This is a genomic window from Nocardia sp. CA-135953 (genome assembly GCF_050955735.1).
Lineage (GTDB): Bacteria > Actinomycetota > Actinomycetes > Mycobacteriales > Mycobacteriaceae > Nocardia.
The window spans coordinates 6,836,904-6,851,710 of sequence record NZ_CP192082.1; the positions used below are offsets into that span (position 1 = coordinate 6,836,904).

Below are 14,807 nucleotides of genomic sequence, written 5' to 3' on the forward strand. Positions count from 1 at the left end.
ACGGTTGCGCAAAGCGGGCGGGGATGTGCACCGACCCTACCGGATCACCAAGGTCGTCGATGAAAATGACGGCGTCACAGTCGAATACGTCGACGGCGAGGACGCGACCGGCACGATCCGCGCGGACTATGTGGTCGGCGCGGACGGTATGCACAGCGTCGTCCGGGAGCAGGCGGGCATCGGCTTCACCGGCGACACCTACCCGGAATCCTTCGTCCTCGCCGACGTCCGGATGGACTGGCCGATCGCGCGTGAGGAAGTGGCGCTGCATCTTTCGCCCGAGGGCGTGACGGTGGTCGCGCCGCTGCCGGACGAGACCGATCCGAATCGGTACCGGGTCGTCGCGACCGTCGCCGAAGCCCCGAACACCCGACCATCGAGGATATTCAGACCATTCTGGACACGCGTGGCCCCGGCGGCGCCGTGAAAGTCCGTGAGGTGCTGTGGAGTTCGCGCTTCCGGGTGCACCACCGCGTCGCGGACCACTACCGCGCGGGTCGTCTGCTGCTCGCCGGCGACGCCGCACATGTGCACAGCCCGGACAGGGTATGACCACCGGCATCCAGGACGCGGCTTTCCTCGGCCCCCTGCAGCCCGTCGAGCGTAGTGATATGACGGTCGAATGCGGCGGGAGCGACCACCATTCGACTACGTTCGACGGAACCCGCGCCTCGCCTGGACGGCCTCGTGGTTCAGTTGCCGGTGAAGGTGGGTTTGCGCTTCTCGGCGAAGGCCTTCGGCCCCTCCTTGGCATCGGCGGAACGGAAGACCGCCATGCCGAGCTTCGCTTCGATCTGGAAGGCGTCCTCCTCCGGCATGGCCTCGGTCTCCCTGATTGTGCGCAGAATGGCCTGTACCGCGAGGGGGCCGTTGGCGGCGATCTGCCCGGCCAGCTCGAGCGCCTTGTCGAGCGCGGTACCGTCCGGCACCACATGGCCGATCAGTCCGATCTCCTTGGCCTCGGCGGCGGTGATGTGCCGACCGGTCAGCAGGATGTCCGCGGCCACGGTATAGGGGATCTGACGAACCAGTCGCACAGCCGAGCCGCCGAGCGGGAACAGCCCCCAACGTGCCTCGGAGACACCGAATTTCGCACCTTCGCCGGCCACCCGGATATCGGTGCCCTGCAGGATCTCGGTGCCGCCCGCGATGGCCGGGCCCTCGACCGCCGCGATCAGCGGTTTGGTGAGCCTGCGGCCCTTGAGCAGCGCCTCGAGCTTGGTCGGATCGAAGCTGCCCGCGGCGGAGGCATCACCGGGATGCCGCGCGGTCATCGCCTTGAGATCCATACCCGCGCAGAACGCGCCGCCCGCACCGGTCAGGATCGCGGCGCGGATATCGGGATCGCTGTCCACCTGGTCCCAGGCGTCGCGCATGATCGCCATCATCTCGGCCGAAAGGGCATTGCGGGCCTCGGGCCGATTCATGGTGACGATGAGAACGTGATCGCGCTTCTCGACGAGGCAGTCTGGCATTGCTGAGTCTCCTGACTTTCCAGGGGGACGGCAGGTCGGCGGAGCCCGCCGGGGGCAAATTCGGCCTTGTCAGAAACAGTAACACGTTCTATTTTTGTCTCTGTGAGCTACAACATAGCGGACCTTGTCGAACACGCCATCGATCTGATGCCCGACCGCGTAGCGCTGGCCGACGACGGCCGCGAGGTGACTTACGCGCAGTTGGAGGAGCGGGCCAACAAACTCGCCAACTACCTGCTGCAACAGGGTGTCCAACCGGGCGACAAGGTGGGCATCTATTCACGGAATACGATCGAGGCCGTCGAGGCCATGGTCGCGGTCTTCAAGGCGCGCGCCGTAATGATCAACGTGAACTTCCGTTACGTCGATAACGAGTTGCAGTACATTTTCGACAATTCGGATATGGTCGCGCTGATCCACGAGCGCCGCTACAGCGACCGGGTGGCCGGGGTTCGCCCGAATACGCCCCTGCTGAAGACGGTCGTCGTCGTGGACGACGATACGACCGGCGCCATTGCGACCGCAGCCGATTCGGTGGAATACGAGACGGTGCTGGCCGAGTCCTCCGGTGAGCGCGACTTCGGCGAGCGCTCGGCCGATGACATCTTCATGCTCTACACCGGCGGCACCACCGGCCTGCCCAAGGGCGTGATGTGGCGGCACGAGGACTGGTGGCGCGTGCTCGGCGGCGGCATCAACTTCCTGACCGGCGAATACGTCGAAGACGAATGGCATCAGGCCAAGACCGGCGCGGGCAATCCGCAGATGGTTCGCTTCCCGATTCCGCCGATGATCCACGGTGGCTCACAAACCGCGACCTTCCACAGCCTGTTCGACGGCGGTAAGGCCGTGATGATTCCGGAGTTCACCGGACACGGCGTGTGGCAGCACATCGACCGGCACAAGATCAACCTCATCTTCATCACCGGTGATGCCATGGCCCGGCCGATGATGGATGCGCTGGCCGAGGGCAATCCGGAAACCGGTGAGCCGTACGACCTTTCGAGCCTGTACCTGATCGCCAGCACTGCGGCGCTGTTCTCGCCGACGCTCAAAGACCAGTTCCTGGAACGGCTGCCGAACCGGATGATCACCGACTCCATCGGCTCCTCCGAAACCGGCTTCGCCGGTCTGTCCGTTGTCGCCAAGGGCGCCAACCACACCGGCGGCCCGCGGGTGAAGATCGACGCCGCCACCCAGGTACTCGATGACGAGGGGAATCCGGTGGCACCGGGCTCCGGGCAGGTCGGCTTCCTCGCGCGCAGCGGCCACATTCCCGTCGGCTACTACAAGGACGAAGCCAAGACCAAGGCAACGTTCAAGGAGTTCAACGGAATTCGCTACTCCATTCCCGGCGACTACGCGCGGGTCGAGGAGGACGGCACCGTCACCATGCTCGGCCGCGGTTCGGTGAGCATCAACAGCGGCGGCGAGAAGATCTACCCGGAGGAGGTCGAGGGCGCACTCAAGATTCATCCCGAGGTCTTCGATGCGCTCGTGGTCGGTGTGCCCGATGAGCGGTGGGGACAGCGGGTGGCCGCGGTCGTGCAGTGCCGCGGCGATAAGCGACCCACCCTCGAAGAGCTGCGTCCGGTGCTCACCCAGGAGATCGCGCCCTACAAGCTGCCGCGCAGTGTGTGGTTCGTGGATCAGATCAAGCGCAATCCGGCGGGCAAGCCCGATTACCGTTGGGCCAAGGCGCAAACCGAGGAGCGCCCGGCCGACGAGCATGTCGAGGCGAGCAGCAAGTAGCTCCGGCATCGACAACGGCAAGGACTGCTGCGGCAGCCCTTGCCTTTCGCCGTTGGTCCCGCGGCGATAGGAGATCGAATTGACAACGCCCCTTGCGTTTTTCGCGGTAACCGACGACGGGTTCGAGCCGCTGCCGTTCGCCGCGAGCGCGTGGTCGCCGAATATGGTCAATGGGCCCGCTGTCTGTGGACTGCTGGCCAGGGCGCTGGAGAGTCAGCACTGCGCGGAAGGATTCTCGCCCGCCCGGCTGACCGTCGATCTGTTCCGGCCCACCTTGTACAAGCCGGTGACGGTGGTGACCGAATTGGTGCGCGACGGCAATCGGATCCGGGTCGCCTGTGCCGCACTGATGCAGGACGGCGAGGATGTGGCCCGTGCCAGCGCGGTCTTCCTGAAGCGGTCGGTGCAGCCGCCGGGCGAGCGGTGGACGCGCACGGAATCGCCGGTGCCACCTGCGGTTCCGGTCGCGAACGGGCCGACGGCGCCGATGTGGAGCAGCGGTCTCGACTGGTCGTCCAGGATCGGCGATCACCAGAACAGTGAACGCAAGCGCATGTGGCAGGCTCCGCTCTCGGTGGTCGAGGGTGAGCCGCCCTCGGCCTTCGCCGCTGCGGCGATGATCGGCGAGTCGACAAGTCTCATGACCAATTGGGGCACCACCGGAATCGGCTTCATCAATGCCGATCTGACACTGGCGCTGGCGCGGCCGCTGATCGGCTTGGAGATCGGGGTCGAAGCCGACAGCCATATCAGCGCCGATGGCATCGCCGTCGGTAGTGCGACTCTGTTCGATCGGCACGGATCCTTCGGCACGTGTGTGGTGACCGCGCTGGCCAATGCCGACCGCCAGATCGACTTCGGCAACGGCGATTCGCACCGGAGAGTCGGCATTCGGTAGCCGTCAATTGCCGGGATGGTCCATCCAGAAGGGCTCCCACTGGTGGCCGTCCGGATCGATGAACGTGCGGCCGAACATGCCGACCTGGGCTTCCTGGGCGCGGCGATCGTCGTTGATTTCCTCGGTGGCGCCCGCGGCCAGGGCGGCATTGGTGAGTGCGTCGACCTCCTGTGCGCTGGCCAGGGATAACGCGTAAGCGCCGCCGCTGGTCGCGATCGTGTCGGCGATCGGGCGCTTGCTGAAGTTCGAATAGAAGTCCTTGGTCAGCAACATGGCGCAGATGTTGTCGTCGATGACTATGCACGCGGCGTTCTCATCGGTGACGTCCTGATCCACCTTCCAGCCGATCGCCTCGTAGAAGTTTCTGGACCGGCCCAGGTCCGCGACGGGAAGGTTGATGAAGATCATCTTGCTGGGCATGCGGGATCCCTTACGTCGGCTTCGGCGGTCTCTATGTTGAGACTGATCGAGCGCGCGAAACTCATCGCTTCCAGGCACTGTGTGGCCGAACACATCTGCCACACCGCAGCGATGATCTTGAAACCGCTGGTAGGCGGTGGTCTCGCATTCGCTCGCCCAAGCGCAAGGGACCAATGACGGACTGCGTCCGGCGGCTCCCGATTGTGGCAATTCAGGTCTCGAATGTGTCGGTGGGCTGTGGCAGGGTGACACCCATGAACGACTCCGTCGGCCTCACCCCGGACGTCCTCGATTCCTTCGAAGGACATCGGCGGGAACTGTGCGCCTACGCCTATCGTATGCTCGGCTCCTCCTTCGAAGCGGAGGATGCGGTGCAGGAGACCTTCACTCGCGCGTGGAAGTCCTACGACTCGTTCGAGGGTCGCGCCAGCCTGAGGTCCTGGCTGTACAAGATCACCACCAATGTCTGCCTCGATATGCTCGACGGCCCGCAACGCCGGGCCCGGCCGATGGATCTGTCCGGTCCGTCGCGGCCGGATTCGCCGCTGCCGATGGCGCAACCGGATTACGTCTGGATCGAACCGATCCCGAACGCACTGGCCTTCGGATCGGATCCGGCCGAGCACGCCTCGGCCAAGGACACATTGCGGCTGGCGTTCGTCGCGGCCTGTCAGCATCTGCCCGCGACCCAGCGCGCCATCCTGATCATGCGCGAAGTGCTGCGGTTCTCGGCCAGCGAGACGGCCGAGGCACTCACCATGTCCCCCGCCTCGGTGAACAGCGCACTACAGCGCGCCAGGGCCACCATGTCGAAGGTGCAGCCGACGGCCACCGACACTTATGACGAAACCGATGACGATCAGCGCAAACTCGTCGACGATTTCGTCAAGGCCTTCGAAGCCTACGATATGGACACCCTCACCACCCTGCTGAAAACCGATGTGGCACTGTCCATGCCGCCGATCGAATTCTGGGTCTCGGGCCCCGAGAATGTGGCCGCGTTCATGCTCGGCCACGGCAAGGGCTGCCGCGATTCCCGCATGATCCGGTTGGCAGGCGCCAACGGGTTGCCCGCATTCGGCCACTACAAGCCGAGCGAGACGGAGCCGGGCGTCTGGGTGCCGTGGTCCATCACCGTGCTGGAGTTGGACGGCGACTCGATCGCCGGACTCAGCTTCTTCCTCGACACCGAAAAGCTGTTCCCGCTCTTCGGTTTGGCGCCGGAACTGCGCGAACCGGCTGGGTGAGGTGGGTCGCCAGGGTTCGGGAAGGGACTGACAGGTCAGGCGGGCGCTCCAGCATGCCCAGCCGACCAGGCATGTCGGGCTGCATGACAGGTGGCGCCCGGATGCCGTCGCACAGAAGTGAAGGTCGCACAGAGGCAATGACAATCGCCCAGAAGGCATAGCCCCTGCGCGACGTTCACTCGCTGTGTGACAACAGTTTCGCTAGGTCCACCGGTGAGCAGGCCAAGCGAGCGACAAGCCGAGCACTCGGGTGGCACGCCGACGCCATCACACAGAAAGTGAAGGTCGCACAGAGACAACGGCTGCCGCACAGAAGGCACACCCTCTGCGCGACGTTCACTCGGTATGCGACAACCAGTTTCGCTACATCCACCGGCCGAACAGGCCAAGCGAGCGACAAGCCGAGCACGTCAGGGGCCACCCCCGACGCCATCGCGCGGAAATTGGAGATCGCACAGAAGCAACGGCTGCCGCACACAGGGCACACACTCTGCGCGACGTTCACTCGGTATGCGACAACAGTCCCGCTAGGCCCACCGGCGAGCACGCCAAGCAAGCGACACGCCGAGCACGTCAGGAGCCACCCCCGACGCTCACACAGAAAGTGGAGATCGCACAGAAGCAACGGCTGCCGCACACAGGGCACACACTCTGCGCGACGTTCACTCGGTATGCGACAACAGTCCCGCTAGGCCCACCGGCGAACAGGCCAAGCAAGCGACACCAAGCACGTCAGGAGCCACCCCCGACGCCATCACACAGAAAGTGAAGGTCGCACAGAAGCAACGGCTGCCGCACACAGGGCACACACTCTGCGCGACGTTCACTCGGTATGCGACAACAGTCCCGCTAGGCCCACCGCCGAACAGGCCAAGCAAGCGACACCAAGCACGTCAGGAGCCACCCCCGACGCCATCACACAGAAAGTGAAGGTCGCACAGAAGCAACGGCTGCCGCACACAGGGCACACACTCTGCGCGACGTTCACTCGGTATGCGACAACAGTCCCGCTAGGCCCACCGGCGAGCACGCCAAGCGAGCGACACGCCGAGCACGCAGCAGGTGGCACCCCGACGCCATCGCGCGGAAATTGGAGGTCAAGGTCGCACAGAGGCAACGGCTGCCGCACACAGGGCACACACTCTGCGCGACGTTCACTCAGTATGCGACAACAGTCCCGCTAGGCCCACCGGCGAGCACGCCAAGCAAGCGACACTCAGAGCACGTCAGGAGCCACCCCCGACGCCATCACACAGAAAGTGAAGGTCACACAGAGACAACGGCTGCCGAACAGAGGGCACAACCTCTGCGCGACAGCCAGCCGGTGTGCGACAACCAGTTTCGCAACATCCACCGGCCCGAACAGGCCAAGCGAGCGACAAGCCGAGCACGCAGGTGCCACCCCGACGTCATCGCACGGAAATTGGAGGTCGCACAGAAGCGGCGGCTGCCGCACACAGGGCACACACTCTGCGCGACGTTCACTCGGTATGCGACAACAGTTCCGCTGCGTCAGGTGGCGTTACGACGCCGGGATAGCGGTCGCGGAGTTTGCGCTTGTAGAGCTTGCCGTTGGGGTCGCGGGGGAGTTCGTCCAGGTAGTCGATGGAGCGGGGCATTTTGTACTTCGCCAATTGGGTTGCGGCGAAGGCCAATAGTTCGGCGGTCAGTTCGGCGTTGCCCTCGACGCCCGCGACCGGCTGGACGACGGCCTTGACCTCCTGGCCCCAATCCGGATGGGGCAGACCGAAGACCGCGACATCCTCGACCTTCGGGTGGGTGGTCAGCACGTTCTCGATCTCGGCCGGGTAGATGTTCACACCGCCGGACAGGATCAGATCGGAGCGGCGGTCGTGCAGGTAGAGGTAGCCGTCCTCATCGAGGTGGCCGATATCGCCGACCGTGAAAAGGTCACCGACCCTTGCCTCTTCGGTCTTCTCCTTGGCGTGGTGGTATTCGAAGCTGGACGCGCCCATGCGCATGTAGACCAGACCGGTCTCGCCCGCGGGAACCTCGGAACCGTCTTCCTCGCTGAGTACCTTGATCACCGACCAGGGCCAGGCCTTGCCGACCGAGCCGGGCTTCGTGAGCCATTCGGTCCCGTTGATCACCGTGCCGCCGCCCTCGGTGGCCGCGTAGTACTCGGTGACCGTCGGGCCCCACCACTCCAGCATCTGCCGCTTGGTCTCGGCCGGACACGGCGCCGCGCCGTGCACCATGCTGCGCAGCGACGAAACGTCATATTTGGCGCGCACATCCGCGGGCAGCGCGAGCAGGCGGTGGAATTGGGTCGGCACCATATGGCTGTGGGTGACCCGGTGCTTGTCGATGAGCCGCAGCATTTCCTCGGCGTCCCAGCGATCCATCAGAACGACCTTGTGCCCCAACTGGATCGAGATCGTCGCGAAGTTCAGCACGGCGGTGTGGTACAGCGGCGAACCGCAGATGTGCACGTGATCGTCGTAGGGCTTCAGCCCGAACAGGCCGAAGAAGGCGGGCGAATGCGGCGGTACGACATCGGGGTCGGTGCCGGTGAGCGGACGCCGAACACCCTTGGGCCGCCCCGTGGTTCCCGAGGTGTAGAGCATCGGCGCGCCGGTGGTCCGGTTATCGGGGCGACCGGTATAGGCCGCACCCAGCCACGACACCGACTTGAAGCCCTCGATCTCACCGACCGCGAAGCGCGCGGTGGCGGGCAGCCCGGCCTCATCCGCCGCGGCGATCGCGGCGGCGGCGAACCGGTCGCTGGCGATGAAGGCCTTGGCCTCGCTGTCGCCGAGGATGTAGGCGACCTCCGGGCCGGTCAGATGCCAGTTCACCGCGACGATGTACAGCCCGGCCTGATAGGCGGCGAAGTAAGCGGCGATCGCCTCGACGCAGTTGTGCACCATGCTGACCAGCACGTCGCCGGGCTGCAGGCCGAGCGCCCGCAGTCCGGTGCCGTAGCGGTTTGCGAGCGTGGCCAATTCGCGATAGCTCACCTCGCGGCCGGATGGATCCACCAGCGCGATCCGATCGGGTTCCGCGTTCGCGATGTTCCAGAGACCGAGAATTTCTACTGACTCCCTCGGGGGATGGTGAGGAGGCGGAGCCGACGGGGTGGGTGAATCAGTCACCCCTACGAATCTAGAACGTGTTCTACATCTGTACAAGGGGTGCGAGCCGATGCAATTGCTCGATATCCGGAACCGACACAAGCATCTCGGTGACGCCCGCGGCTTCCCACACGCCGAGCTGCTTACGCACATGCTCCTCGTCGCCGATGATCGATGTATCCAGAATCAGCTCGTCCGGCACGATGGCGGCGGCCTCGGCCTTCTTTCCGGATCGGAAAAGCCTGCCGATCTCGTCGACCTCGCGCTCATAACCCATCCGCCGGTAGACCTGGGCGTGGAAATTCAGTTCAGGCGCGCCCATGCCGCCGATGTAGAGCGCCATGATCCAGCGCATCCGCTCCAACTCGCTCTTGGGATCGTCGGTGATCACCACCTGACAGCTCGCGGCGATCTCGAAATCCGCCCGCGAACGCCGTGCGCCCGCCCTCGCGAAGCCCTCATCGAGCCAGTCGTTGTACATCCCGGCCAGCCGCGGCGCGTAGTAGATCGCCAGCCAGCCGTCCGCGATCTCGGCCGTCAGCACCACATTCTTCGGCCCCTCCGCACCCAGCCAGATCGGCAAATCCGCTCGTAGCGGATGCACGATCGGCTTGAGCGGCTTGCCGAGTCCGGTGGCACCCGGTCCGGTGTAGGGCAGCGGGTACTGCGGCCCGTCATTGGTGACCGGCGCCTGCCGCTCCAGGATGCGGCGAATGATGCCGACGTACTCCCTGGTGCGTTGCAACGGCTTGGCGAACGGCTGGCCGTACCAGCCCTCCACTACCTGCGGCCCCGAAACGCCGAGCCCGAGGATGGCCCGGCCACCACTGAGATGATCCAACGTCAGTGCGTGCATGGCCGTCGCGGCGGGCGTGCGCGCCGAGAGCTGCACTACCGAGGTGCCCAACCGCACCCGATTCGTCGACGAGCCCCACCACATCAGCGGCCCGAAGGCATCCGACCCCCAGGATTCGGCCGCGAAGACCGCGTCGAAACCGGCCGCTTCGGCGGCGACCACTATCTCACCGGCATTCTGTGGCGGCTGCGCCATCCAGTACCCGAGTTGCAATCCGAACTTCATGGGAGACCTCTTTCCAGCCAACTTCTTGCCACCAGAATAAGAACCTGTTCTACTCGATTTCGTGGCTGAAGAAAATACTGCGTCGCGGAGCGACTCCGTGGGGGGTGGTGGTCGGGCGACGGGTGGGCATACCGCATCCGGCACAATCACGGATGAGAGAGGGTCCGATTCGAACACCGGACCCGATGTACTCAGCGCACCCCTGCGGGTGCAATTCGACTACACGCGATCGGTCGGACCGACCATCGGCACCTTCCTGGCCAAGCTGCGCGCCCGCCGGATCGTCGGTATGCGCGGCTCGGACGGGCGGGTATTGGTGCCGCCGCCGGAATACGATCCGGTCACCTCCGCGCCGCTGACCGAATTCGTCGATGTGGCCGATACCGGCACCGTCCAGTCGTGGACCTTCGTGCGCGATCCGCTGCCCGGTCAGCCGTTCGATCGCCCGTTCGCCTGGGCACTGATCAAGCTCGACGGCGCGGACACCTCGCTGCTGCACGCCGTCGATGTTTCCACACCCGAGGACATCCACACCGGACTGCGCGTGGTCGCACGCTGGGCCGAGGAGACCATCGGCAGCATCAAGGACATCGCCTGCTTCGAACCGGGCGAGACGTCCACCGCACCGGCGGAATCCAGCGCGGACGGCGAGCCGATCGAGGTGCTGATCACCCCGGTCGATCTGCAGTACATGCACAGCGCGTCGCCGCAGGAGACCATCTACCTGCGCGGTCTGGCCGAGGGCAAGCTGCTCGGCGGGCGCACGGATGCCGCGGGCAAGGTGTACTTCCCGCCGCGCGGCGCCAATCCGACCGACGGCAGGCCGACCGACGAAATCGTCGAACTGCCCGACCGCGGCATCGTCACCACCTTCTGCATCGTGAATGTGCCGTTCATGGGTCAGCGGATCAAGCCGCCGTACGTGGCGGCATATGTGCTGCTCGACGGCGCGGATATCCCGGTGCTGCACCTGGTGCTCGGATGCGACGCGAGCGAGGTGCGGATGGGCATGCGGGTGGAGGCGGTGTGGAAACCACGCGAGGAGTGGGGCTTCGGGCTCAGCAATGTGGACCACTTCCGACCCACCGGCGAGCCGGATGCCGACTACGAGACCTATAAGCACCATCTCTGAGAGGCCACGTTGACTAACAACGCTCTGCCTACCCACCCCGCCGTCCTCGCGGGCTCCGACGGCTACCGTCCCCCTGGCGACATCGCAGTGGTGGGCTTCGCTCACGCACCGCATGTGCCGGAGACCTTTGGCACCACCAATGGTGTCGAGATGCTGGTGCCAATTTTCCAGCAGCTCTACGCCCGACTCGGCATCACCAAGTCCGATATCGACTTCTGGTGCTCGGGTTCCTCGGATTACCTCGCCGGCCGTGCATTCTCGTTCATCTCGGCGGTCGATGCCATCGGCGCGGTGCCGCCGATCAACGAATCGCATGTCGAAATGGACGCCGCGTGGGCGCTCTACGAGGCATTCGTGAAACTCCGCTCCGGCCAGGCGCAGACGGCGCTGGTGTACGGGTTCGGCAAGTCCTCGGCGGGTACGCTGCGCCAGGTTCTGACCATGCAGCTCGATCCCTATCTGGTCACTCCGCTGTGGCCGGACGCACTGTCCATCGCGGGTCTGCAGGCGCAGGCCGGGCTGGATGCGGGACGCTGGACCGAGCGCGATATGGCGGCGGTGGCCGCCGGTGATTCCGGCGATGTCGAAACTCTGCTCGCCACACCGTATGTCGCCGATCCGCTGCGCGCGCACGATGTCGCACCGGTCACCGACGGCGCGGCCGCCATTGTGCTCGCGGTCGGTGACCGGGCGCGCGAACTGTGCGAGCGTCCGGCCTGGATCACCGGCATGGCGCATCGGGTGGACACCCCCAATCTCGGCGCCCGCGATCTGACCGTCTCGCCGTCGACTTCGGCGGCGGCACAGTCGGTTACCGGCGGCGATACCAGTGGCTTCGATATTGCCGAACTGCATGCGCAGTTCAGCCATCAGCAGCTGATTCTCGCCGAGGCCATCGGCTTGCGGTCCGAGACCAAGGTGAATCCGTCCGGCGGCGCACTCGCCGCCAATCCGATGTTCGCGGCGGGTCTCGAGCGCATCGGCTTCGCGGCCGAGGCGATTATCGCGGGCACCGCGAATCGCGCGCTCGCCCATGCCAGCAGCGGTCCGGCCCTGCAACAGAACCTGGTAGCCGTTTTGGATTCGGAGGCGAGATGAACACCGTATCGCGCAGCGACTCGATGAGGGGTGGTGGTCGGGCGACGGGCGGGTGTTTCCCTGCTGCGGTACTCGGCACCGGACAAACCCATCACGTGACGAAACGAACCGATGTGTCCATGGCGGGCATGTGCCGCGAGGCAATCGATCGTGCACTCGTCGACGCCGGACTTACCATCGCCGATATCGATGCGGTGGTGGTCGGTAAGGCGCCGGACTTCTTCGAGGGCGTCATGATGCCCGAGCTGTATCTGGCGGATGCGTTGGGCGCCACCGGAAAACCCCTGCTGCGCGTGCACACCGCCGGGTCCGTCGGCGGCTCCACCGGTGTCGTCGCCGCCAATCTGGTGCAGGCGGGAGTGCACAAGCGCGTACTCGCGATCGCCTGGGAGAAGCAGTCGGAATCGAATGCTATGTGGGCGTTGTCGTTTCCGGTTCCCTTCACCATGCCGGTCGGCGCGGGCGCGGGCGGCTACTTCGCACCGCACGTGCGTTCCTACATCCGTCGCTCGAATGCGCCGGGCCATATCGGCGCGATGGTGGCGGTGAAGGATCGCCGCAACGGCGCGAAGAATCCGCTGGCACATCTGCATCAGCCCGATATCACGCTGGAGAAGGTGCTTTCCTCCCAAATGCTGTGGGATCCCATCCGATTCGACGAGACCTGCCCGTCCTCGGACGGTGCGTGCGCCGTGGTGATCGGTGACGAGGATGCCGCGAAGGCCGTCGAGGCCACCGGCAAGAAGGTCGCGTGGGTGCACGGCACCGCCATGCGCACCGAGCCGACCACCTTCGCCGGACGCGATCAGGTCAATCCACAGGCGGGACAGGATGCGGCGGCCGCACTGTGGCAGGCCGCCGGAATCACCGACCCGCTCAACGAAATCGATGTCGCCGAGATCTACGTGCCGTTCTCCTGGTTCGAGCCGATGTGGCTGGAGAATTTGGGTTTTGTCCCGCAGGGCGACGGCTGGAAGCTCACCGATAAGGGTGAGACCGAGATCGGCGGGACCCTGCCGGTCAATCCATCCGGCGGCGTGCTCTCCTCGAATCCGATCGGCGCCTCCGGGCTCATCCGATTCGCCGAGGCCGCCAAGCAGGTCATGGGCCGGGCCGGGGACTACCAGGTCGCGAATGCCGAGAAGGCGCTCGGACACGCGTACGGCGGTGGGTCGCAGTACTTCTCGATGTGGGTGGTCGGCTCGGAGCAGCCGAACTGATGACCCCGTTGAAGTTCACCGTCGGTATCGCGCTGAGTCCGCTGGAGCAGCTGCCGGAATTGGCGAAAACCGCTGAGGAGTGCGGATTTTCGTCGATCGCCCTACCGGATTCGCTGTTCTACATGAAGTCGGCGGCGGCGAAGTATCCCTACACCGCCGACGGCAGCCGATTCTGGGGCCCGGACACGCCGTGGGTCGACCCGCTCATCGGAGCGACCGCCATGGCGGCGGTGACCAGCCGGATTCGCTTCTACACCAACGTGCTCAAGCTCGGCTCACGCAATCCGCTGTTGCTTGCCCGCCAGGTGGGCTCGGTCGCCAACCTGTCCGGTGACCGGTTCGGGTTCGGCGTCGGAATCGGCTGGGCACCTGAGGAATTCGAATGGTGCGGCGTACCCTACGCCGACCGTGGCGCACGGTCGACGAGATGATCGAGGTCATCAAACTGGTACTCGACGGCGGCATGGTCGAGTACCACGGGAAGTTCTTCGACTTCGAGCCGCTGCAGATCAGCCCGGCGCCGAGCGAACCGGTGCCGTTCTACATCGGCGGCCACACGGCACCCGCACTGCGCCGGGCCGCCAAGGTCGGCGACGGCTGGACCTCGGCGATGATGACCTACGACGAACTGTGCGTCACCATCGGCAAGCTCGGCGCACTGCGCACCGAATTCGGGCGGGAGAGTGCGCCTTTCGAAATCCAAGCAGTGTGCATCGACAAGTTCGGGCGCTCCGGATATCAGGATCTGGCCGATGCCGGGGTGACCGACGCGATCGTGGTCCCGTGGCTGGCCGACGGCATCGGCTTCGACGGTGAGCTGGCGGCCAAGCAGGATTCGCTGCGCCGCTTCGCCGCGAAGAATATCGAGGACCCCATCGTCGCGAAGGCACGCGTATGAGTACTTCCGAACATCCAGCAAGGACCGCCGGACTCGCCTCGCAGGCCGCGGTGCGGGCCAGGGACAAGCAGGCCTGGGTCGATCTGTTCGCAACCGACGGCATTGTCGAAGATCCCATCGGCCCTTCTGGTTTCGATCCGGAGGGCAAGGGCCATCGCGGCAAGGAGGCCATCGCGGCCTTCTGGGATATGGCGATCGCGAAGACCGATTCGATCGAGTTCCTGTTCGAAGACTCCTTCGCCTGCGGCAACGAGATCGCCTTCACCGGTCTGATCCGCACCAAGATGGGCGGGCACCAGATCGATGCCGAGGGCGTGTTCACCTACAAGGTCGACGAATCAGGCAAAATCGCCGCGCTGCGGGCCTTCTGGGAGGTCGACCGCGCCATGGCTACGGCCGAGCCGATTACCTGAGCGCGCTGCCCCTCCCCTTGGGGGCAGCACAACAAGGGCCCCCGCACCGGCTATTGGGCAAACCGGTGCGGGGGCTCT

General features: G+C 65.3%; 11 protein-coding genes and 2 pseudogenes. 9 read left to right on the top strand and 4 right to left on the bottom strand.

The features are described from left to right. Positions 1-25 precede the first annotated feature (25 nt). Positions 26-552: pseudogene (locus ACQPXH_RS31145) on the top strand (FAD-dependent monooxygenase). Between the two features lie 140 nt (positions 553-692). On the opposite strand, the gene ACQPXH_RS31150 reads toward ACQPXH_RS31145, so the two are convergent. Beyond that, positions 693-1,475: a crotonase/enoyl-CoA hydratase family protein gene (locus ACQPXH_RS31150; protein WP_433599990.1), complete on the bottom strand. Its 783-nt coding sequence runs from the start codon at positions 1,473-1,475 to the stop codon at positions 693-695. 102 nt (positions 1,476-1,577) lie between these two features. Here ACQPXH_RS31150 and ACQPXH_RS31155 point away from each other — a divergent pair, with 102 nt between their 5' ends. Together ACQPXH_RS31155 and ACQPXH_RS31160 are read left to right on the top strand one after the other, a co-directional pair. Continuing rightward, complete coding sequence (locus ACQPXH_RS31155) at positions 1,578-3,227, top strand: acyl-CoA synthetase (protein WP_433599991.1); 1,650 nt, start codon at positions 1,578-1,580, stop codon at positions 3,225-3,227. A gap of 79 nt (positions 3,228-3,306) precedes the next feature. Beyond that, the gene (locus ACQPXH_RS31160; protein ID WP_433599992.1) at positions 3,307-4,125 is read left to right on the top strand and encodes a thioesterase family protein; all 819 of its coding nucleotides are present in this window, start codon (positions 3,307-3,309) and stop codon (positions 4,123-4,125) included. A 3-nt stretch (positions 4,126-4,128) separates the two neighbouring features. Here the strand turns inward: ACQPXH_RS31160 and ACQPXH_RS31165 are convergent, their stop codons facing one another. After that, positions 4,129-4,545, bottom strand: coding sequence for a VOC family protein (locus tag ACQPXH_RS31165; protein ID WP_433599993.1), 417 nt, complete (start codon positions 4,543-4,545; stop codon positions 4,129-4,131). Positions 4,546-4,799: 254 nt separating this feature from the next. Between ACQPXH_RS31165 and ACQPXH_RS31170 the strand changes: the two genes are divergently transcribed. Continuing rightward, complete coding sequence (locus ACQPXH_RS31170; protein WP_433599994.1) at positions 4,800-5,792, top strand: sigma-70 family RNA polymerase sigma factor; 993 nt, start codon at positions 4,800-4,802, stop codon at positions 5,790-5,792. Positions 5,793-7,273: 1,481 nt separating this feature from the next. Here the strand turns inward: ACQPXH_RS31170 and ACQPXH_RS31175 are convergent. After that, complete coding sequence (locus ACQPXH_RS31175) at positions 7,274-8,845, bottom strand: acyl-CoA synthetase (protein WP_433603636.1); 1,572 nt, start codon at positions 8,843-8,845, stop codon at positions 7,274-7,276. Positions 8,846-8,930: 85 nt separating this feature from the next. After that, on the bottom strand, positions 8,931-9,968 hold the full coding sequence (locus ACQPXH_RS31180; protein ID WP_433599995.1) for an LLM class F420-dependent oxidoreductase: 1,038 nt from the start codon (positions 9,966-9,968) through the stop codon (positions 8,931-8,933). Positions 9,969-10,113: 145 nt separating this feature from the next. Between ACQPXH_RS31180 and ACQPXH_RS31185 the strand changes: the two genes are divergently transcribed. From ACQPXH_RS31185 to ACQPXH_RS31205, 5 genes and pseudogenes are all read left to right on the top strand, one after another. Beyond that, on the top strand, positions 10,114-11,100 hold the full coding sequence (locus ACQPXH_RS31185) for a Zn-ribbon domain-containing OB-fold protein (protein ID WP_433603637.1): 987 nt from the start codon (positions 10,114-10,116) through the stop codon (positions 11,098-11,100). A gap of 24 nt (positions 11,101-11,124) precedes the next feature. Further along, complete coding sequence (locus tag ACQPXH_RS31190) at positions 11,125-12,198, top strand: thiolase domain-containing protein (protein ID WP_433603638.1); 1,074 nt, start codon at positions 11,125-11,127, stop codon at positions 12,196-12,198. A gap of 23 nt (positions 12,199-12,221) precedes the next feature. Continuing rightward, on the top strand, positions 12,222-13,418 hold the full coding sequence (locus ACQPXH_RS31195; protein ID WP_433603639.1) for a thiolase domain-containing protein: 1,197 nt from the start codon (positions 12,222-12,224) through the stop codon (positions 13,416-13,418). Next, positions 13,418-14,316 (top strand): annotated as a pseudogene (locus ACQPXH_RS31200) (TIGR03619 family F420-dependent LLM class oxidoreductase). The gene ACQPXH_RS31195 and the pseudogene ACQPXH_RS31200 overlap by 1 nt, the downstream one beginning before the upstream one ends. Beyond that, positions 14,313-14,729, top strand: a complete 417-nt coding sequence (locus ACQPXH_RS31205) for a nuclear transport factor 2 family protein (RefSeq protein ID WP_433599996.1) — start codon at positions 14,313-14,315, stop codon at positions 14,727-14,729. Before ACQPXH_RS31200 ends, ACQPXH_RS31205 begins: the two are co-directional and overlap by 4 nt. Positions 14,730-14,807: the final 78 nt, after the last annotated feature.

Excerpts from the sequence above, each read along its gene's own strand:
- ACQPXH_RS31150 (WP_433599990.1), bottom strand. The coding sequence starts at position 1,475 with ATGCCAGACTGCCTCGTCGAGAAGCGCGATCACGTTCTCATCGTCACC.
- ACQPXH_RS31180 (WP_433599995.1), bottom strand. The coding sequence starts at position 9,968 with ATGAAGTTCGGATTGCAACTCGGGTACTGGATGGCGCAGCCGCCACAG.
- ACQPXH_RS31165 (WP_433599993.1), bottom strand. The coding sequence starts at position 4,545 with ATGCCCAGCAAGATGATCTTCATCAACCTTCCCGTCGCGGACCTGGGC.
- ACQPXH_RS31205 (WP_433599996.1), top strand. The coding sequence starts at position 14,313 with ATGAGTACTTCCGAACATCCAGCAAGGACCGCCGGACTCGCCTCGCAG.
- ACQPXH_RS31170 (WP_433599994.1), top strand. The coding sequence starts at position 4,800 with ATGAACGACTCCGTCGGCCTCACCCCGGACGTCCTCGATTCCTTCGAA.
- ACQPXH_RS31195 (WP_433603639.1), top strand. The coding sequence starts at position 12,222 with ATGAGGGGTGGTGGTCGGGCGACGGGCGGGTGTTTCCCTGCTGCGGTA.